Origin of the sequence: uncultured Rhodospira sp., assembly GCF_937138205.1 — a bacterium.
GTDB lineage: Bacteria > Pseudomonadota > Alphaproteobacteria > Rhodospirillales > Rhodospirillaceae > Rhodospira.
In genome coordinates this window covers 98386-117765 of the sequence record NZ_CAKZOT010000114.1, presented here as the reverse complement: position 1 = coordinate 117765, position 19380 = coordinate 98386, and the positions used below count along the sequence as shown (strand labels likewise).

Here is a 19380-nt window from a genome sequence, read left to right as displayed (position 1 = left end):
CGACCTCCCCCATAAATGGGGGAGGGGTTAGGTAGGCACCTTCCGGTGGGCTGGAGCGTTCGTCGTAAAGAGGGTGCCGGCCGGACTCCCTCCCCGTTTACGGGGAGGGTTGGGGTGGGGTCATGCGCCGACCCGTCGGCTCGCGCGAACACTGGCGGAGACGTGTGATACCAGCCGACCGAAGTCATGACTCGTCGCCATTCGCCGGGCGCGGTGCCGACGCGGGAGATCCCTCGGCTCGCCTCGCTCGCTCGGGATGACGATTTTCTTTAAAAAAAGCAAATACATACGTCATCCCGAAGCGTCCGTTAGGACGCGAGGGATCTCCCAAGGTCGTGTGCCGACGGTCCGGAAAACGTGTCACGATTTCCGTGGCCCGGTATGACTATGATAGGGATGAGAGGGGGTGTCGCTACCCGCTCAGCGGGGCGAGGAACCCTCTTTTGAAGTGCTTTCGGCCCTCACGCCCGCGCCGGCTGCTCGGCCAGGGCTGTTGATCCGTTCAGCAGGGCCAGCACCGTGGCGGCGATGCCGGCCGGATCGACTCCAGCGTCCACGAGCTGCTGCTCAGGCTTGCCCTGCTCGACGAAGCGGTCGGGCATACACAGCGTGCGCACCTTGAGTCCGGCGTCCAACAGACCCTCGGTGGCCAGCGTCTGCACCACGTGGGCGCCGAAACCGCCGACCGAGCCCTCCTCGACCACCACCAGCACCTCGTGTTCGGTGGCCAGGCGGCGCAGCAGGTCCATGTCCATGGGCTTGGCGAAGCGGGCGTCGGCCACGGTCGGCGACAGGCCGCGCTGGGCCAGATCCTCGGCCGCGCGCAGGCACGGATACAGCCGCGTGCCCAGGGACAGCAGGGCCACCACCTTGCCCTCGCGCACCACGCGGCCCTTGCCGATCGGCAGCGGCGTGCCGCGCTCCGGCAGGTCGACGCCCTCGCCCTCGCCGCGCGGGTAGCGGATGGCGCTGGGGCCGTCGTCATAGGCGGCCAGGGTGGCCATCATATGCATCATCTCGCCCTCGTCCGAGGGCGCCATGATCACCATGCCCGGCAGGCACAGCAGCATCGGCAGGTCAAAGGCGCCGTGATGCGTGGCGCCGTCCGCCCCGACATAGCCGGCGCGGTCCATGCACAGGCGCACCGGCAGGCCCTGCAAGGCCACGTCGTGCACGATCTGGTCGTAGGCGCGCTGCATGAACGAGGAATAGATGGCCACGAAAGGCTTGAAGCCCTCGCAGGTCATGCCGGCGGCGAAGGTGACCGCGTGCTGCTCGGCGATGCCGACGTCGAAGCAGCGCTCGGGAAAGTGATCGCCGAACTTGTCGAGGCCGGTGCCGGCCGGCATGGCGGCGGTGATGCCGACGATGCGGTCGTCATGCTCGGCCTCGGCGATCAGACCCTTGGCGAACACGCTGGTGTAGCTGGGGGCCTGCGCGGCCGGTTTGTGGAACGCCCCCGTCACCACATTGAAGCGGCCCACGCCGTGATACTTCTCCGGCGACGTCTCGGCCGGCGGATAGCCGTACCCCTTCTTGGTCACCACGTGCACCAGCACCGGGCCGTCCTGCTTGGTGTCGCGCACGTTGCGCAGCACCGGCACCAAGTGATCGAGCCGGTGGCCGTCGATGGGACCGACGTAGTAGAAGCCCAGTTCCTCGAACAGCGTGCCGCCGGTGACGAAGCCGCGCGCGAACTCGTCCATCTGGCGCGCGGCGCGTTCCATGGGCCGGGGCAGATGCGCGACCAGGTCCTTGGCGGCGTTGCGCACCGACAGCCACGGCTTGGACGACAGCAGGCGCGACAGGTGCGCGCTCAGCGCACCCACGGGCGGTGCGATCGACATGTCGTTGTCGTTGAGGATGACGATCAGCCGCGTATTGGTGTCGCCGGCGTTGTTCATGGCCTCGTAGGCCATGCCGGCGCTCATCGAGCCGTCCCCGATCACGGACACGACGCTGCGCGTCTCGCCGGCCAGATCGCGGGCGATGGCCATGCCGAGACCGGCGGAGATCGAGGTGGAGCTGTGGCCGGCGCCGAACGGGTCGTATTCGCTCTCCGCCCGGCGCGTGAACCCGGACAGGCCCCCGGGTTGGCGCAACGTGCGGATTCGGTCGCGGCGGCCGGTCAGCATCTTGTGCGGGTAGCACTGGTGGCCGACGTCCCAGATGATACGGTCGTGCGGGGTCTCGAACACGTGGTGGAGGGCCACGGTCAGTTCCACCACGCCCAGCCCGGCGCCCAGGTGCCCGCCGGTGCAGGAGACGGCGTCGATCACCTCGGCGCGCACTTCCTCGGCCAAACGGGTCAGGTCATCCAGCGACAGGTGGCGGATGTCCTGGGGGAACGTCACGGTGTCCAGCACCGGGGTCTCGGGGCGTTCTGGCAACGCTCTGGTCCTTCTCGTTTACTCACACAACCGACCCGCAAGGAATCCGACCCGTGGGGAGCTGTCTATCTATTTGTCTCGTTCCACGACGAACCGCGCCACCGCGCGCAGCAGATCGGCCTCGCGGCCGAACACATCCAGGTGGGCCACGGCCTGGTCCGACAGCAGCCGCGCCCGCTCGCGCGCGCCCTCCAGGCCAAGCAGGGTGACGAACGTGGTCTTGCCGCTCGCCGCGTCCTTGCCCGGGGTCTTGCCCAGGTCCTGGGCGCTGCCGGTCTCGTCGAGCACGTCGTCGGCGATCTGAAAGGCCAGCCCCAGGTCCCTCGCGTAGGCGTGCAGGCAGGCACGCATCCGGCTGGAGGCCTTGCCCATGATCGGGCCGGCGATGCCGGCGAAGATGATCAGCCGGCCGGTCTTCATCTGGTGCATCCGGGTGATGCTGGCGACATCGAGGCCCGGGTCGCCGATGCCGCGTTCAGCCATCAGGTCGACCATCTGGCCGCCGACCATGCCGCGTGCCCCGGCCGCCGCCGCCAGTTCGCGCACCAGTTCGCAGCGCACCGCCGGATCGGCGTGGCTGGCGGGATCGGAAAGCACCTCGAAGGCGCGGGTCAGCAGGCCGTCGCCGGCCAGGATGGCGGTGGCCTCGTCGAACTGCTTGTGGCAGGTGGGACGGCCGCGCCGCAGGTCGTCGTTGTCCATGGCCGGCAGGTCGTCGTGCACCAGCGAATACGTGTGCACCATCTCCAGCGCCGCCGCCACCGTCAGCGCGGCGCTGGGCGAGACGTTGAACAGCGCCGCCGAGCGCACCACCAGGAACGGCCGCAGCCGCTTGCCGCCGGCCAGGGCGGAATAGCGCATGGCCTCGATGACGCGGCCCTCGGGGGCGTCGGCCTCCGACAGCAACTCGGACAGGCGGGCGCTCACGGCCTCGCTGGTCTCGGCCATGGCGGCGTTCAGGGCGGGGCCGGGGCGGTCGGTGGCAACTTCGGTCAGGGTCCCGGATTCGGGCATGAGGTCTTCCTTGGTCAGTGTCCTGGGTCCGGGCCGGGCCGGGGTGGGGCAGGGCGGGGCGCCCGGGCGCCCGTGGTGACGGCGCGGCGGCCCTTACTCCACGTCCAGGGGGGTGGTCGACGGACCGCCGTCGGCGCCGATGCCGATGCGTTCCACCTTGGTTCTCGCTTCGCCCAGGCGGGCTTCGCAGTGCTTGCGCAGCCAGACGCCGCGTTCGTAGGCCGCCACCGCCGCGTCCAGGTCGACGCGGCCGGTCTCCAGGCGCTGCACGATCTCCTCCAGAGCCTTGAGCGCCTCCTCGAACGACAGGCGCGCGATGTCGTCCGGAACCTGCGCGGCCTGCGCGCCGTCGGCGGCGGGGGCGGCGGGCTGTGAGGTCTTGGACGCCATGCATACCTTCGGTGGGGCGGTGAGGGAACGGCCGGCGGCCCGGGCATTCGTCTGGTGGGGCGAACCGCTCCGGTCCGCTCCCTTAGCAGGAAACGCCGGTGCGGGGAAACGTCCGGCCGACGGATAATACCCCGCCGTCACCGATTCGCAACAGCGCCTGGCCGCGCGCAAGGTCTGTGCCCGGTCGGGGAAGTCCTGCTAGTGTGAGGGTCTCCTGTCCCGTCCGAGGTCCCCATCCCATGGCAGACTATATTCTCGTCATCGGCAACAAGACGTACTCCTCCTGGTCGCTGCGCCCGTGGCTGGCCCTGCGCGTCGCCGGCATTCCGTTCCGCGAGGAGGTGATCCCGCTCGACCAAGCGGACACCCGCGACCGCATCCTGGCGCATTCCGGGGCCGGGACGGTCCCGGTGCTGCGCCACGGCGACCTGACCGTGTGGGAGTCGCTGGCCATCCTGGAGTACATCGCCGAACGCCACCCCGATGCCGGCCTGTGGCCCGACAGCCAGGCGTCGCGGGCCGTGGCCCGGTCGGTGGCGGCCGAGATGCACGCCGGCTTCGCCGCCTTGCGCCGGGCGATGCCAATGAACACGCGCCGCGACCGGCCAGCGATGGATGCGGCGCCGGACGTGCAAGCGGACATCGATCGAATCGCCACCCTGTGGCGGGACTGCCGCGCCCATCACCGCGCCGGCGGGCCGTTCCTGTTCGGCCGCTTCACCATCGCCGACGCGATGTTCGCCCCGGTGGCCAGCCGCTTCCGCACCTACGGTGTTCCCCTGGACGAGGTCTGCGCCGGGTACGTGGAGGCGGTTCACGCCCTGCCGGCCATGATCGAGTGGTGCGCCGACGCCGACCGCGAGCCCTGGGTGGTGGACCGCAGCGAGGTCTAGGTTCGCACTCTCACACCATCACGAAGGACACGGTCATGGCGATTTTTGCGAAATACGGCACCGTGAAGGGCAATGCGACACACGGCACCCACAAGGACTGGATGGATATCCTGACGTTCGACTGGGGGCTTGAACGCGCGATCAGCACACCGTCGCAGTCGGCCGCCAAACGCATGGCATCGGAAACGGTTGTTTTTGACGTGACCCTGACGAAGGCCCTGGACGAGGCCTCGGCGTCGCTGCTCATGGAGGCGTTCACCAAGAAATCGAGCGCGCATCTTGAAGTCCACCAGGTCGCGACTCACTTGGACAATGTCAACGTCGCCGAATATATCTTTCGGAATGCAATGGTTACCCGCTACACGACCAATTCGTCCGGCGACCGTCCCATAGAGACCATTTCGTTCAACTTCACGAAACTCGAGTTCTGCTTTACGATCATGGACGAGGACGGTAAGACGAAGCCGGTCACCGGGGAGTATGATTTGGCCCTCGCCCGCCAGATGGGCAATCTCTGAACTCACGGGAGTTGAAACGCGCCGCCGCCGGTCAGGCGCCCGCTTGGGGGTGACAAAATCGCCATAATTCCCCACTATGCAACTGTGAAAGGGCTGAAGGTCGACGACTGCCACGCGCCGGGTCCGGCGCGCCCCAACGGTCCCTCCCATGGCCTCTTGGGGGCGCTGCGGCGCGGCGAGAGCACGATCCTTCGGATCACACGACCTCGGATCAAACGTCTCCGGATCACAAGGAGTGCAGCCATGTTGCCGCGTGCCATTGCCATGGTTCTGGTCGTCGGTCTGGCGACCGCGACAGGCGCCACCCTCGGGCCCGCCCAGGCGGCCGACGACAACCTGATCGATGTTCCAGAGGCGTCCGGCGCGGAAATGGACTCCGACGACATCATCCGCATGTTGTCGCCGCGCACGCGCGGCCTGCGGGTCCATTCGACGCCAGAGGCGGAGGAACCGTCGCCTGAGGAGGGACTCGGGCAGTTGTCGGCCTCGTTCGACAGCATTCTGTTCGCGTTCGACTCGGCCCGCATTCTGCCGCAATCGATGGCCACCCTGAACCAGATTGGACGCGCCCTGTCGTCGGACGAACTCAAGACCTATCGGTTCGGCGTCTACGGGCACACCGATGCCTCGGGCCGGGAAACATATAATGCCGACCTGTCGCAACGCCGCGCCGAGGCGGTCCGGTCGTACCTGGTGGAGAACTTCGGCATTGCGCCGTCGCGCCTGCAGGCGCGGGGCTTCGGCGAGCAGCGGCTGAAGGACCCGGCGGCGCCGAACTCTCCGGCCAACCGGCGGGTTGAATTGGTCAATCTCGACTCGTAAGCGACGCGCTACGACAGCGAGTCGGATCAAGCCTGTCCGCACACGCAACGCGCCTCGGCAGGGGCGCCGCACGAGAGGACCCGCGATGAGACGCTTTGCGCCCGCGCCATTGGCCTGCCTGATCGCGGTCCTCGTCTGTGGGGCCGGTGTGGTCGCCGCGTATGACGCGGCGGCCCAGACCAGTGTTCTGCGCAACAGCACCCGGTCCGTCGGCCGCGCGGTGCAAAGCCAGACCCGCACAATCTTCCGGCCCACGCTGCAAATCCGGGGCAACCTCGGGGCGGTCCGCGGCCTGGATATCGACGCCGGATGGGCGCACGCCGCGACCGTGCTGGGCAATGGGGCCATCGCCCTGTGGGACCTGCGCGAGGGCGCGGAGGTTCAGCGCCTGACCGCCGCCGGGATGGGGCCGGTGCGCGATATTCATGTGGGGCCGAACGGCGGCTTCGTGCTGCTCGGTTCGACCGACCGTCAGGCGCGTGTCTTGCCAGCGCCGGGCGGGCGGCCGGTCGCCGGCCTGCCATCGGCCGCGTCATCCAATGTCCAGTCGGTCAACATCTCGCCGGACGGGCGCCAGGCGATCTTCGGGCGGTCGGACGGCACCGTGCTCGGTGTGACGCTGGCCAGCGGCCAGGCGCAGTCGCTGCACCGGGGCGCGGGCGCCGTGACCCACGTGGCACGGGATGATGGTGGCCGGTTCGCGGCGGCCTTCAGCGACGGCTCGCTGGTGATCGGGGCGGCCGGAGCCGGCCGGAGTGTGCGCCCCGCCGCGCCGGTGAGCGCGCTGGCCATGTCCGCCGACGGCCGCGTCGTGGCGGGTCTGTCCAACGGCACCGTCGAGATCTGGGACGCGGCCAGCGGGCAGCGCATCGCGCAGGCGCGTGCCCACGATGCCGAAGTGACGGCCGTGTCGGCCGCGCCCGGCGGGCTGGCCGTCTCCGGCGATTCCAACGGTGGCCTCGCCAAGCATTCCGGCGGGCAGGCCACCCGCCTTCCGACTCCGGTGCCCGGGCCAGTGACCGACGTGGCCATGCGCAGCGGTCCCGACCGCATCCTGGCCGCCAGCGGCGACGGCACCGTCCATGTTCTGGATGGTCAAAGCTTCCGGCTGCTTGCCCACATGATCTCCAACGCCGGCGGCTGGGCCGTGGTCTCGCCCGAGGGGCGTTACGACGGCGCCATAGACACCTACGAGGATGTGGTCTGGAGCACCCCGGCCGGCGACCTGCCGGTGGACCGCTTCGCCAAGACCTATTTTGAACCCGGCCTTCTGACCAAATCCGTACAGCCGGGCATGGCGCTGTCGACCAGGCCGTCGGTGGCCATCCAGCAGGAGGTGCGTCTGCCGCCCGAGGTGACCGTGTCCGTTTCGCCCTCCGGCGGCGTGGCACCGGGCGAGACGGTGACCGTCACCGTCAAGGCGGTCAACCGCAGCGACGGCACGCGGCCCGACGTCCGCCTCTACAACAATGACAAGCGTGTGCCGCCCGAGGCCATCGTCGCCGACATCAACGAGTCCGGCGATGGGGTCGGACGGACCGTCACCTTCGCGGTCCCGGCGGTGCCCGGGCGCAACGCCTTCTCCGCCGTCGCGCTGGGCTGGCAGGGCGTGGCCAGCGACCCGGCCACCGCCAGCGTGCAGGCCTCCGGCGGCGGCGTCAGCGGCGGCCAGCTCTACCTGACGGCGGTGGGCATCAATGCCTATCAGGCCGCCGGGCTGGGCGCCCTGACCTTCGCCGTGGCCGACGCGCAGTCGGTCTCGCAGCTCTTCCAGCGCGGTGTGCGGACGCCCTATTCGGGTGTGCGGCAGACTCTGCTGACCAACCGTCAGGCCACGAAGAGCGCCATCCGCGCTCACCTGCAAAGCCTGCAGACCATCTCGCCGTCCGATGTGCTGATCCTCTATCTCGCCGGTCACGGCAAGGCCCTGGACAGCGACTGGTATTTCCTGCCCGCCGACCTGTCGCAGGCCTCGGCCTCCGGCGTGCGAAGCCAGGGGATCTCGGCCGAGGAACTGGCCGACCTGCTGCGACGCATTCCGGCGCAGAAAATGCTGCTGCTGGTCGATGCCTGCGGGGCCGGCGCGGCGCTGAGCCAGTTCGACGGCTTCGAACAGCGGCGATTCCTCGACTCGCTCAGCCGCGAGACCGGGGTGCATGTTCTGACCGCTGCCCGGGCCGGGCAGGAGGCGCCCGAGTACGACATCCTGGGGCACGGCCTGTTTACCTACGCCTTCCTGGAAGGCTTCGGCGCCGGCGGCGGGGTGCGCCGCGCCGACCGCGCGCCCCGGGACGGCCAGGTGACGGTGGTCGAGATCAAGAGCTACGTCGAGGATGCCGTGCCCGTGGTGGTGCAGAAGCTGGAGGAGCAGTTGCTGGCCCACGCGGCGACCCGCGGCGGCATCGCCGGCCGGACCATGGTGACGCCGGTGGGCATCAGCCGGGGCACGGACTTCGTGCTGGCACGGTAAGCGCCCCGCGCCGGGACCCTCAACCATCGTCAGTGTTGAACGGGACACCGTCCCGCGCCACACTGGCGGTGCCGTAAGCGGCACCACCACCACCAGGGTCGAAGCCCCGGTGGGAGGCTCATGGGACGAGGGAGGCGAAGACGTCAGAGACAAGACGCGGAGCCGGCGAATCCGCCCCGCCCGATGACGACGGAACCGTCGTCTCGAAGCCGGGTGTCGCCGGCGGGGGCCGTGCCCTCCGGCCGTCCGGTGGCACCATCCCCATCGGCACCATCCTCTCCCACACCTACGTCATCGAACGCCTGGTTGCCACCGGCGGCATGGGCGAGGTGTACCGTGCGGAACACCTGTTCAATGGGCGCCCCTACGCGCTCAAGATGATCAAACCGGAGTTCGCCAGCGACGAAAGCATCATCGAACTGTTCCGGCGCGAGGCGGGGATCCTGGAGTCCATCAAAAACCCGGTGATCGTCAGCTACCGTGGCCTGCTTCTGGATGAGCACAATCACCCGTTCATCGTCATGGAATACGTGGACGGGCCGTCGCTGAAGGACCTGATCGGCGAACGGACCTTCACGGATGACGAGATCCGCCTGCTGCGCGACAAGCTGGCCGCCGCCCTCGACGAGGTCCACCAGCGCGGCGTCGTGCACCGGGACATCTCGCCCGACAATATCCTGTTCCACGAAGGCAAGCTCGACCAGCCACGCATCATCGATTTCGGCATTGCCCGTCAAGAGGCGGTGGCCACGGTGATCGGCGGCAGTTTCGCCGGCAAGTACCGGTACGCCTCGCCCGAGCAGTTGGGGGACCACGGCGGCCAGGTTGACGGTCGCTCGGACATCTACAGCCTCGGCCTGGTGCTGGCCACGGCGGCCCAGGGCGAGCCGATGGAGATCGGCGGCAGTCTGACCGAAATCCTGGACCTGCGGCGCGAGGTCCCCGATCTGAGCAAGGTGCCGCGCGCGCTCCGTGCCGAGCTGGCGTGGATGCTGCAGCCGAACCCGGACGATCGGCCGGCTCGGGCGCGGGACCTGATCGGTGCGGAAACCCGGCTGGCCACCGACGAGCCCCGCCGCAAGCCAAAGAAACGGGAGCGCGGCGGCGGCGGTGGCCGGGCCGGCGCGGTGATCGTGGTGGCGCTCTTGCTGATCGGGGCCATGGCGGGCGGGGCCGTGTGGTGGGTATGGAGCGGCCGGGCGATCCCCGAGCCCGTGCGCCCGCTGGTCGCCATGCTTGGGCTGGAGGTGGAGACGGGCGAGATCCCGGCGCCGGACGCGGGGGGCGGTTCCGCCACGTCCGGTTTGGACGCGGCCGTTGATCGCGACTCGGACCCGGACACCGATACAACAGACGTGGGGACGGCCACGGACACGACCCCTGACACGACGTCCGACGCGGACCCGGCGCAAACGCCGCCGCAGGCCAGCACCCCGGACGGCGCGAACACGGATGGCGCGGATACGAACGGCGCGGATACGGGGGGCGATCCTGCCTCGGATGGCGACTCCACCGATCTGGCCGCGCGTCCGCCCCTGCCGGATCTGAACGACCTGGCGGCGACGGTGCCGTGCAGCGGGCTTTCCGTCGCGCGCGGCCCCGGCGGCACGGCGCGGGTGACCGGGTACGTCGGCAGTGCCACCGACCTGGATCGCTTGCGCGCGGACTTGGCGGACGTCCGTGGCGTGGAGGCCATCGACACCACGGCGGTCGAATTCGCGCCGCCGCCCTTGTGTGCCACGCTGGGGACCCTCAACCTGTGGGGCTCGTCGGACGGCCCGGGCATCGACCTCAGCAAGCCGGACGGCGAGTACAGGCCGGGCGAGTTCCTGCAGGTGACGGTCCAGCCGACGTTGCCGCGCGGGTATGTGCATGTGGCCTTCATCGACGCCGACGAACGCTTGGTGTTCCACCTGCTGCCAAACCCGGTGCGGCCCGACGCGTCCTCGGCGGCCGGCCGGCCAGTGCACATCGGCGCGCCCGACGCCAGCGGCGCCTCCGGGGAACGCGTGTACGAGGTGACGCCGCCGTACGGACGCGACATGATTCTGGCTGCCGAGTCCACTTTTCCGATCTTCCCGCAACAAAGGCCGGAGATCGAATCGCTGCAGGAATTCCTGGAGGCCTTGTTGCGGCGCCGGGATCAGGCGGGCGAGGCGATGCGGTTCTCGTTCCGCTTCGTCGACATCGTGCGGTGACACCGCGCGCGGGCAGGCAGAGCGGCGACGGTCGATTCCCGTGGCGGGCCGTGCTGGTCCTGGCGGTGGCGGCCGTGTTCGGCGCCTGTGCCGGCCCCGCCGGGCCGACGCGTGCGGTCCTGGAACAGCGCGCGGCAGCGGCCGGGTTCATGCGCCAGCGTCTTGATGCCGGCGACATGACGCTGGTCGGCTGGATCGGGCCGGATCGCGCGCCGGTCGGCGCGGCGTCCGGGCATCTTGCCGTGTTCATCGAGGGCGACGGCGCCGCCTGGCCGGATCGCGACCGGCCGCCGGCCGACCCCACACCGCGTCATACGGTGGCGCTCGATCTGGCCGTGGCGTCGCGCCTGCCCCATGTCGCGGCGCTGGCCCGTCCGTGCCAGTACGAACGGGCTGCAGCCTGCCGCGTGAGCGACTGGACCGTGGACCGGTTCTCGCCCCAGGCGGTGGCGCGCATGGACACCGCCCTTGACGACCTCAAGCACCAGACCGGGGCGGAGACGCTGGTCTTGGTGGGGTATTCCGGCGGCGCCTTCCTGGCCGCCCGGCTGGCGGTGGCGCGCGCCGACGTGCGCGGGCTGGTGACCGTCGCTGGGGTGATCGATCCCGCCGCCTGGACGCGCCATCACCGGGTCACTGCGTTGCCCGGCCTGGACCCCCGCACGGCTCGGCGGTTGGCCCGTCTGCCGCAGGCCCATCTTCTGGGAGAAAACGACCGCATCGTGCCGCCCGCCTGGGCGCGCGGGGTGCTGGAGCACCATGGCTTGGGCGCCCCGACGCACCGCGTGTCGGTGCTGGAGGGGCAGGCCCACGCCTGTTGCTGGGGCACGGCCTGGCCGGCCCTGGAGCGGGACCTGGGTGACGTCCTCTCTCCGGAGTGGGGCAGGTCGGTGGAAGAGTGATACCAGCCGACCGAAGTCATGAATCCTCCCCATTCGCCGGGCGCGGTGCCGACGCGGGAGATCCCTCGGCTCGCCCCCGGCGACGCTTCGCGTCGCCGAGATCATAGAAGCGCGACCATCGTCCCGATGGTCGCGGGGGCTCGCTCGGGATGACGATTTTCTTTAGAAAAACAAATACATAGGTCATCCCGAAGCGTCCGTTAGGACGCGAGGGATCTCCCAAGATCGTGTGTCGACGGTCCGGAAAACGTGTCACGATTTCCGTCGCTTGGTATGACGGGTTGTGGAACGAACGCCTCCGAGTCATAGCCAAGCGGTCCTACACCACGCTCCGGCGCTGTTCGGGGTCCAGATCGGTGTGCAGGTCGTCAGCCAGCCCATATGGCACTGCCCCCTCGTCATCGCCATCCGGATCGGTCATCACCTCCAGCGACAACGGCGCCGGGGCCTGGACCGCCGGGGCCAGCGGCAGATAGACGTTGAACGTACTGCCCTCGCCAACCACGCTCTCCGGCACCAGCAGACCCCGGTGGCGCGCCAGCACGTGTTTGACGATGGCCAGCCCCAGGCCGGTGCCGCCCATCTGGCGCGAGCGCGCCCGATCGACGCGGTAGAAGCGCTCCGTCAGGCGTGGCAGATGCTCGCGCGGAATGCCCTCGCCCTGGTCACGCACGGCGATCCGCAGACACGGCCCGCGCGGTCCCGGCATCCCCACGGGTGCCCGCGCCACCACGCCGCCGGAGACGGTGATGGCCGTATGCGCCCGGCCGTACTTGATGGCGTTGTCGAGCAGGTTCTGGAACACTTGGTTCAACTGATCGCCCTCGCCGATCACTGGCGGCAGATCCGGGTCCAGGTCGAGCACGATGGTCATGTCCTTGGCCCGGCACTTCAGCTCCAGGCCGGTGGCGATACCCCGGATCAGGTCGGGCAGCAACACCGTGTCCGTGGGTGGGCTGTGCTCGTTGATCTCGATGCGCGACAACGACAGCAGGTCCTCGACCAACCGCTGCATCCGCCGGCCCTGCTCCAGCATGATCGGCAGGAAGCGGTCGCGCGCCTCTTCGTCCTCGCGGGCCGGCCCCATCAAGGTTTCGATGAAGCCGACCAGGCTGGACAGCGGCGTGCGCAACTCGTGGCTGGCATTGGCGACGAAGTCGGCGCGCATCCGCTCCAGCCGCACCAGCTTGGTGACGTCGTGCAGGGTGACCATGGCCTCGGCGCCGTCGCGGTCGCGCTGGGGCAGGGGGCCGACGCGTACCTCGCACTCGCGTTCCACCGGACCGGCCAGCATGACCTGCACCATGCGGCCACCGCCACCGGCCAGCACCGCCTCCACCGCCTCTAGCACGCGCGGGTCGCGCAGCAGCACGGTCAGCGGCCGGCCCACCCCGTCGCGGCCGAACAGGGCGCGGGCGGCGGCGTTGACGCGCGTCACCATGCCGTTGGGATCGATCAGCAGGATCGGATCGGTCAGGCCCTCCACCACCAGGGCGTCCGATCCGGAACGCGCGGTCAGCGCCGCCAACCGCTGCTCCCAGGCGCGACGCAGGTCCTGGACCGCCGCCATCTGCCCCCGGGCCACCTTGGAATAGACGATGTCCGGGGTTTCGGCGGGCGGCCGGGTGGGCTCGGCGAGGCGGCGCATGGTCCGCTCCACCGCCCACAGATCGCGCAGATACGGGCGCACCATCAGCGCCGTGCCGGCCAGGATCGCCAGCACGGCGGGCACCACCAGCCACAGCGGCGACAGACCGCCGAACACGGCGATTGCGGTCACGACCAGCACGCCGGGCGCGGACAACAACAGTGTCGCCCCGAACAGACGGCCGGGGGGCAGGGGACGACGGTCGATGCTGGCGTCGCGGACCATCAGCAGGGCACTCCGCGCCGTCCGGAGGGGTCGCCACCGATGCCCCGGCCGGCGCATGGATCACCGCCAAGCGCGGTTGGGCGCGGCTGTTGGTCCCTTAGCCGCGCCGCAGGGCATCGTGGGCCGCCATCACCGCCATGTGCACCATGTCGGACACCGTGGCGTCCATGGCCGTGATCTGGACCGGTCGGGACAATCCCAACAACATAGGACCAATGACAGTTCCGCCGCCCAATTTCTGAAGAAGTTTGTATGAAATGTTGGCGGAGTTCAGGCCCGGCATGATCAGCACGTTGGCCGGCCCCGACAAGCGCGAGAAGGGATAGAGCGTTAGCAGATCGGCATCCAGCGCCACGTGCGCTCCCATTTCCCCCTCGAACTCGAAGTCGGGGTGGCGGTTCTCCAGGATTTTCACCGCCTCGCGGGTGCGAATCGGGTTCTCGCCGGCCGGCGCGCCAAAGGTGGAGTAGGACAGGAATGCCACCCGGGGCTCGTGGCCGAGTTGGCGCGCGGCCTTGGCCGCCTGCTGGGCGATGTCGGCCATCTCCTCGGCCGTGGGCGCCTCGTGCACCGTGGTGTCGGCGATGAACACCGTCCGGCCCTTGGACACCACCATGGTCAGGCCCATGACCAGCTCGCCCGGCGTCGGATCGACGCACATGGTGATCTGTTCGAGCGCGTGGTGCTGGTGACGGGTCAGGCCGGTCACCATGGCATCGGCATCGCCCTGGGCCACCATGCAGGCGCCGAAGACGTTGCGGTCCTGGTTCACCCAGCGCTGGGCGTCGCGGTACAGCACGCCCTTGCGGTTCGTGCGCGCATAAACGTAGTCGGTGTAGCTCTTGTTGTGCGACGAGACCCGCGCGTTATAGATCTCGATGCCCTCCAGACTGCCCAGGCCCAGGCGCGCGACCGCCTGCTCGATACGGTCCTCGCGCCCCACCAGGATCGGCGTGCCGTAGCCACCGTTGCGGAAGGCCACGGCGGCGCGGATCGATTTTTCCTCCTCGCCCTCGGCGAACACGACCCGTTGCGGGTGGCGGGCCACTTCGTTGTGGATGGCCTGCAGGCTGGCCGCCGTCGGGTCGAGCCGCGCCGACAGCGCTTGGCGGTAGCCGTCCATGTCGACGATCGGCATGGTGGCCACCCCGGTCTCCATGGCCGCGCGGGCCACGGCCGGCGGAATGGCGAAGATCATGCGCGGATCGAACGGCACCGGAATGATGTAGTCCGGCCCGTAGCGCAGTCGCCGGCCGGCATAGGCGGCCGCGACCTCGTCCGGCACGTCCTCGCGCGCCAGCATGGCGATGGCCCGGGCGGCGGCCACCTTCATCTCCATGTTGATGGAGCGCGCGCGCACGTCCAGTGCCCCGCGGAAGATGTACGGGAAGCCCAGCACGTTGTTGATCTGGTTGGGGTAATCCGACCGCCCGGTGGCCATGATGGCGTCGGTGCGCACGGGGGCCACCTCCTCCGGCGTGATCTCCGGGTCCGGGTTGGCCATGGCGAAGATGATCGGTTTGTCGGCCATCGACGCCACCATCTCCGGCGTCACCGCGCCCTTGACCGACAGGCCCAGGAACACGTCGGCGCCCTCCAGCGCCTCGGCCAGGGTGCGCCGGTCGGTATCGACCGCGTGCGCCGACTTCCACTGGTTCAGGTTATCGCGCTCGCGGTGGATCACCCCCTTGGTGTCGCACAGCATCACGTTGTCCGGGCGCACTCCCATGAACTTGATCAGTTCGGCGCAGGCGACACCGGCGGCGCCGGCGCCGTTGATGACGACGCTGATCTCGTCCATGGCCCGCCCGGTCAGGTGGCAGGCGTTGATCAGGCCGGCGGCGACGATGATGGCGGTGCCGTGCTGGTCGTCATGGAACACCGGAATGTTCATCAGCTCCTTCAGGCGCTGTTCGATGATGAAGCATTCCGGGGCCTTGATGTCCTCCAGGTTGACGCCGCCGAAGCTTGGTCCGAGGAAGCGCACGCAGTTGATGAATTCGTCGACGTCGCGCGTGTCCACCTCCAGATCAAGCGCGTCGATATCGGCGAACTTCTTGAACAGGACGGCCTTGCCCTCCATCACCGGCTTGGAGGCCAGCGCCCCCAGGTCGCCCAGGCCAAGCACCGCCGTGCCGTTGGAGATCACCGCCACCAGGTTGCCCCGGGCCGTGTAGTCGTAGGCGGTGGTCGGATCGCGCTCGATCTCCAGGCAGGGCGCGGCCACGCCCGGTGAGTAGGCAAGCGACAAATCGCGCTGCGTCGTCAGGGGCTTGGTGGGCGTGATCTCCAGCTTGCCGGGGCGGCCGGAGGCGTGCATCAGCAGCGCTTCGCGCTGCAGGTTCGACGTCGGGGTCTTGGTCTCGTCCATGCCAGTCGTTTTCGTCTTTTTCGTCAGTGAGTCGGGGGCGGGGCGCGCGGCACATCATGACGGTTCAACCGGATCGTGCCCAGGGCTTTCTTGGCCACCCCACCACCTCGGCTCAAGACAAGAGCCGTCCAAACGCCACCTTTTGTGTTGGAAGACGATGACGCGCGTGGCGATCGTAACGGTGTGTGCTAGGATAAGCGTTCCTTTTTTTTGGCTCGAGGGCATTCGATGGCCAAGGGGTCCGCAGCGTCCGCGTCGCGCGGCCGGTCGCGCCGGGTGGCGGCGGCGTGCCTGACGGTCCTTGCCTTGTTGCTGTGGGTGGCGCCGTCTACGGTGGCCGACGACGCCGAAACACCGACCGCGCCGCCGCCGGTGACGCTGCTGGTGTTCGAGCGGTCGCCATACTATGTGCGCACCGACGACGGCGGGTTCGGTGGCCTCGTCGCCGGCCCCGTAGCCCGGGCGTTCGAGGCGGCGGGCGTGCCGTATGTGTGGCGGGCGATGCAGCCCAACGGCCATCTGCGGACGGTCGCGGCGGACCGCGAGCCGGTGTGCGCCGTCGGCTGGTTCCGGACCGAAACCCGCGAACACCTCGGCCTGTTCAGCGATCCGATCTCCCGCGACCGCCCGCAGGTCGTTCTGACGCGCGTCGACAACAGCGTGGTGATGGAGCACACGTCGCTTGAGGGGCTTCTGTCGGATTCCCGGGCGCGCCTGGGCACCAAGCTCGGCTATTCCTACGGCGCGGTGATCGACGGCATGATCGAGTCGGTGCGACCGCCGCAGTCGACGGTCTCGCAGGATGATCAGGGGCTGGTGCGCATGGTTCTGGGCCGGCGGTTCGACTACATGATCACCAGCTTCGAGGAGGCGGACGCCCTGATCTCCCGCTTCGGCGCCGCCGGAGAGGACCTTGTCGCGCTGACGTTCGAGGACAGCCCGCCCGGCAACACGCGCCACCTAGTGTGCAGCCGGTCGGTCGGGCGGGGGGTGATGGCGCGCATCAACGCGGCCCTGGCCGAGATCCGAGAGACCAGCCGTCACGGGGGTAGCCCATGATCGCCGGATGGGTGGCCACGACGTGGCGCCGGACCACGCGTTCGCTGCGGCTGCGCTTGCTGGCGGTGTATGTGCCCGTGCTGGTGGCGCTGTCGGTGGGCCTGTTCACGGTGCTGGAATCGCGCGCCCATGGGCAGGCGATGGCGGCCCTGGAACAGCGCCTGGAGACCTTCATCGTCACCAACCGGGCCGTCCTGGCCAGCCCCATGTGGGCCTTTGACGACGCGCAGGTGCGGTCCCTGGTCGCCGTCATGGGCGGGCACCCGGACCTGCTGGCCCTCCAGGTCCGGGACCCGTCGGGGCGCGTGGTCACGTCGGCGGGGCAGGTGCGCGCCCTGCAAAGAACGGACGCGCCCCTTGTCCGGGAAGTTCCGCTGGTCAAGCGGGAGATCGACGGCACCACCGTCGTGGGCGGCATGACCGTTGCCTTCGACGACAGCCGCGTTCTCAACGCCCTGTGGAAGAGCCTGGCGACCGACGCCATCATCGTTGGCGTGGTCATCGCCGCCCTCGTCGTCCTGGTGTTTGTGACCACGAGCCGGCTGATCTTCCGCCCGCTGTCGCGCCTGCATCGCGCCATCAGCACCGAGACCGGACCGGAAACCGTCCGACATGTCGACCACGTCTCCTCGGATGAACTGGGAGACGTGATTGATGCCTTCAACGCCATGGAGCGCCGTCGCGCCAGCCTGGAGCGCACGCGCTCCCGCCTGATCGACCTGGGCATCCAGATGGGAGCCGAACACAACCCCCGCCACGTCGTCGAGACCGTGCTGCGAGCGGCCTCGGACCTGTGCCACAGCGACGGCGGCACGGTCTACCTCGTCGACGAGGACAAGGGCCAGCTTCAGTTCGCCATTATCCTGAACCACAGCCTTGATATCCATCTGGGCGGGGTCGGCGACGAGGTCGTGCCGTTCGACCCCTTGCCGCTGCACGACGCCGACGGCCGGCCCAACGACCGCAACGTGGCCGTGCACGCGGCCCTGACCGGACAAACGGTCAATGTGCGCGACGTCTATGACAACACGGCCTACGATTTCACCGGACCGCGTGCCTTCGACGCAGAGCACGACTACCGCACCACGTCGCTGTTGGCGGTGCCGCTCAGCAACCGTCAGGGCGAGATCATCGGCGTGTTGCAACTCGTCAACGCCAGCGATCCCGACAGCGGCCGGGTCGCTCCGTTCGACGCGCCAAGCGTGGACATCGCCCGCGCGCTGGCCGCCCAGGCCGGCGTGGCGCTGGAAAACCAATTGCTGCTGGAGGCGCAGCGCCGCCTGCTCGACTCCTTCATCGAGTTGATGGCCAGCGCCATCGACGCCAAGTCGCCCTACACCGGCGGTCACTGCTCGCGCGTGCCCGAGTTGACGCGGCTGCTGACCGAGGCCGCCTGCCGGGACACCGAGACGTTCGCCGATTTCGACCTGACCGAGGCCGAGTGGTACGAACTGCACATCGCCAGCTGGCTGCACGACTGCGGCAAGGTGACCAGCCCGGAATTCGTCGTCGACAAGGCCACCAAGCTGGAAACCATCCACAACCGCATTCACGAGATCCGCACACGCTTCGAGGTGCTATGGCGCGACGCGGAGATCGCCGAGTGCCGCGCCCTGCTGGCCGGCGCCGACGCCGACGCGGCGCGCGCCGAACGCGAGCGGAACCATGCCGTCCTGCAGGCCGAGTTCGCCTTCGTCGCCGCGTGCAACGTCGGCGGCGAGTTCCTGAGCGACGCGCACATCGAGCGCCTGAAGGCCATCGGTGCCCGCACCTGGGTCCGCCACTTCGACGACCGCATAGGCATGTCGCCGAACGAGAACGCGCGGCTGGCCGACATCCCCGCGCGGTCGCCTCCGGTCGAGGAACGCCTGCTCGATGACAAGCCCGAGCATATCGTTCCCTGGCCCGACGGCGTGCCCCCCGTGACGGCCAACAATCCCCACGGGTTCACGATGGTCGCGCCGAAGTTGTGCTTCAATTTCGGTGAGCTGTACAATCTGTCCATCCGGCGCGGCACGCTGACCGAGGAAGAACGCTTCAAGGTCAACGACCACATCATCCAGACCATCATCATGCTGGAAAGCCTGCCGTTGCCCAAACACTTGCGGCGCGTGCCGGAGTACGCCGGCGGCCACCACGAGAAGATGGACGGCACCGGCTATCCGCGTGGCATCAGGGGCGGCACCATGTCCGTTCCGGCGCGGATCATGGCGATTTCCGACATCTTCGAGGCCCTGACGGCCGCCGACCGCCCGTATAAGACGCCGAAGACCGTGTCGGAAGCGCTCGACATCATGCGCCGGATGCGCGACGACAACCACATCGACCCTGAATTGTTTGGCCTATTCCTGCGATCCGGGGTCTGGCGCACCTACGCCGAAACGTTTCTGCATCCGGACCAGATCGACGCGGTGGACATTTCGCGGTATCAGTGATGCCGAAGCGGACGAACAGAAAACTCGTCCGACATGCGGGACGGA

General features: G+C 69.0%; 13 protein-coding genes. 8 read left to right on the top strand and 5 right to left on the bottom strand.

The genetic code is table 11. From position 1 onward, the window contains the following. Window positions 1–461: 461 nt before the first annotated feature. The 3 genes from dxs to Q0309_RS17895 all read right to left on the bottom strand — a co-directional run bounded on the left by dxs (window position 462) and on the right by Q0309_RS17895 (window position 3794). A complete protein-coding gene (dxs, locus tag Q0309_RS17905; protein WP_299444526.1) occupies window positions 462–2390 on the bottom strand; it encodes a 1-deoxy-D-xylulose-5-phosphate synthase in 1929 nt (642 codons plus the stop codon). A 69-nt stretch (window positions 2391–2459) separates the two neighbouring features. Beyond that, window positions 2460–3338, bottom strand: a complete 879-nt coding sequence (locus tag Q0309_RS17900) for a polyprenyl synthetase family protein (RefSeq protein ID WP_299444573.1) — start codon at window positions 3336–3338, stop codon at window positions 2460–2462. A 159-nt stretch (window positions 3339–3497) separates the two neighbouring features. Continuing rightward, window positions 3498–3794, bottom strand: a complete 297-nt coding sequence (locus Q0309_RS17895) for an exodeoxyribonuclease VII small subunit (RefSeq protein WP_299444524.1) — start codon at window positions 3792–3794, stop codon at window positions 3498–3500. A 239-nt stretch (window positions 3795–4033) separates the two neighbouring features. On the opposite strand from Q0309_RS17895, the gene Q0309_RS17890 reads away from it, so the two are divergent. From Q0309_RS17890 to Q0309_RS17865, 6 genes are all read left to right on the top strand, one after another. Beyond that, the gene (locus Q0309_RS17890; protein ID WP_299444522.1) at window positions 4034–4687 is read left to right on the top strand and encodes a glutathione S-transferase family protein; all 654 of its coding nucleotides are present in this window, start codon (window positions 4034–4036) and stop codon (window positions 4685–4687) included. A gap of 35 nt (window positions 4688–4722) precedes the next feature. Next, window positions 4723–5205, top strand: coding sequence for a type VI secretion system tube protein Hcp (locus tag Q0309_RS17885; RefSeq protein ID WP_299444520.1), 483 nt, complete (start codon window positions 4723–4725; stop codon window positions 5203–5205). A 243-nt stretch (window positions 5206–5448) separates the two neighbouring features. Next, window positions 5449–6027, top strand: a complete 579-nt coding sequence (locus tag Q0309_RS17880) for an OmpA family protein (protein WP_299444518.1) — start codon at window positions 5449–5451, stop codon at window positions 6025–6027. 85 nt (window positions 6028–6112) lie between these two features. Further along, the gene (locus Q0309_RS17875; RefSeq protein WP_299444516.1) at window positions 6113–8497 is read left to right on the top strand and encodes a caspase family protein; all 2385 of its coding nucleotides are present in this window, start codon (window positions 6113–6115) and stop codon (window positions 8495–8497) included. A gap of 257 nt (window positions 8498–8754) precedes the next feature. After that, a complete protein-coding gene (locus Q0309_RS17870) occupies window positions 8755–10695 on the top strand; it encodes a serine/threonine-protein kinase (RefSeq protein ID WP_366940661.1) in 1941 nt (646 codons plus the stop codon). Further along, window positions 10692–11597, top strand: a complete 906-nt coding sequence (locus tag Q0309_RS17865) for a hypothetical protein (protein WP_299444514.1) — start codon at window positions 10692–10694, stop codon at window positions 11595–11597. Before Q0309_RS17870 ends, Q0309_RS17865 begins: the two co-directional genes overlap by 4 nt. Before the next feature lie 319 nt (window positions 11598–11916). On the opposite strand, the gene Q0309_RS17860 is transcribed toward Q0309_RS17865, so the two are convergent. Beyond that, on the bottom strand, window positions 11917–13470 hold the full coding sequence (locus tag Q0309_RS17860) for an ATP-binding protein (RefSeq protein WP_299444512.1): 1554 nt from the start codon (window positions 13468–13470) through the stop codon (window positions 11917–11919). Window positions 13471–13567: 97 nt separating this feature from the next. Then, window positions 13568–15841, bottom strand: coding sequence for an NADP-dependent malic enzyme (locus Q0309_RS17855; protein ID WP_299444510.1), 2274 nt, complete (start codon window positions 15839–15841; stop codon window positions 13568–13570). A gap of 228 nt (window positions 15842–16069) precedes the next feature. On the opposite strand from Q0309_RS17855, the gene Q0309_RS17850 reads away from it, so the two are divergent. Both Q0309_RS17850 and Q0309_RS17845 read left to right on the top strand, forming a co-directional pair. Continuing rightward, on the top strand, window positions 16070–16900 hold the full coding sequence (locus tag Q0309_RS17850; protein WP_299444508.1) for a transporter substrate-binding domain-containing protein: 831 nt from the start codon (window positions 16070–16072) through the stop codon (window positions 16898–16900). After that, complete coding sequence (locus Q0309_RS17845; RefSeq protein ID WP_299444506.1) at window positions 16897–19335, top strand: HD domain-containing phosphohydrolase; 2439 nt, start codon at window positions 16897–16899, stop codon at window positions 19333–19335. Before Q0309_RS17850 ends, Q0309_RS17845 begins: the two co-directional genes overlap by 4 nt. The last annotated feature ends 45 nt before the right edge of the window (window positions 19336–19380 follow it).

Coding starts and splice junctions, on each gene's coding strand:
- Q0309_RS17900 (WP_299444573.1), bottom strand. CDS start 3,338: ATGGCCGAGACCAGCGAGGCCGTGAGCGCCCGCCTGTCCGAGTTGCTG.
- Q0309_RS17860 (WP_299444512.1), bottom strand. CDS start 13,470: ATGGTCCGCGACGCCAGCATCGACCGTCGTCCCCTGCCCCCCGGCCGT.
- Q0309_RS17880 (WP_299444518.1), top strand. CDS start 5,449: ATGTTGCCGCGTGCCATTGCCATGGTTCTGGTCGTCGGTCTGGCGACC.
- Q0309_RS17885 (WP_299444520.1), top strand. CDS start 4,723: ATGGCGATTTTTGCGAAATACGGCACCGTGAAGGGCAATGCGACACAC.
- Q0309_RS17875 (WP_299444516.1), top strand. CDS start 6,113: ATGAGACGCTTTGCGCCCGCGCCATTGGCCTGCCTGATCGCGGTCCTC.
- Q0309_RS17890 (WP_299444522.1), top strand. CDS start 4,034: ATGGCAGACTATATTCTCGTCATCGGCAACAAGACGTACTCCTCCTGG.
- Q0309_RS17850 (WP_299444508.1), top strand. CDS start 16,070: ATGGCCAAGGGGTCCGCAGCGTCCGCGTCGCGCGGCCGGTCGCGCCGG.
- Q0309_RS17855 (WP_299444510.1), bottom strand. CDS start 15,841: ATGGACGAGACCAAGACCCCGACGTCGAACCTGCAGCGCGAAGCGCTG.
- Q0309_RS17895 (WP_299444524.1), bottom strand. CDS start 3,794: ATGGCGTCCAAGACCTCACAGCCCGCCGCCCCCGCCGCCGACGGCGCG.
- Q0309_RS17845 (WP_299444506.1), top strand. CDS start 16,897: ATGATCGCCGGATGGGTGGCCACGACGTGGCGCCGGACCACGCGTTCG.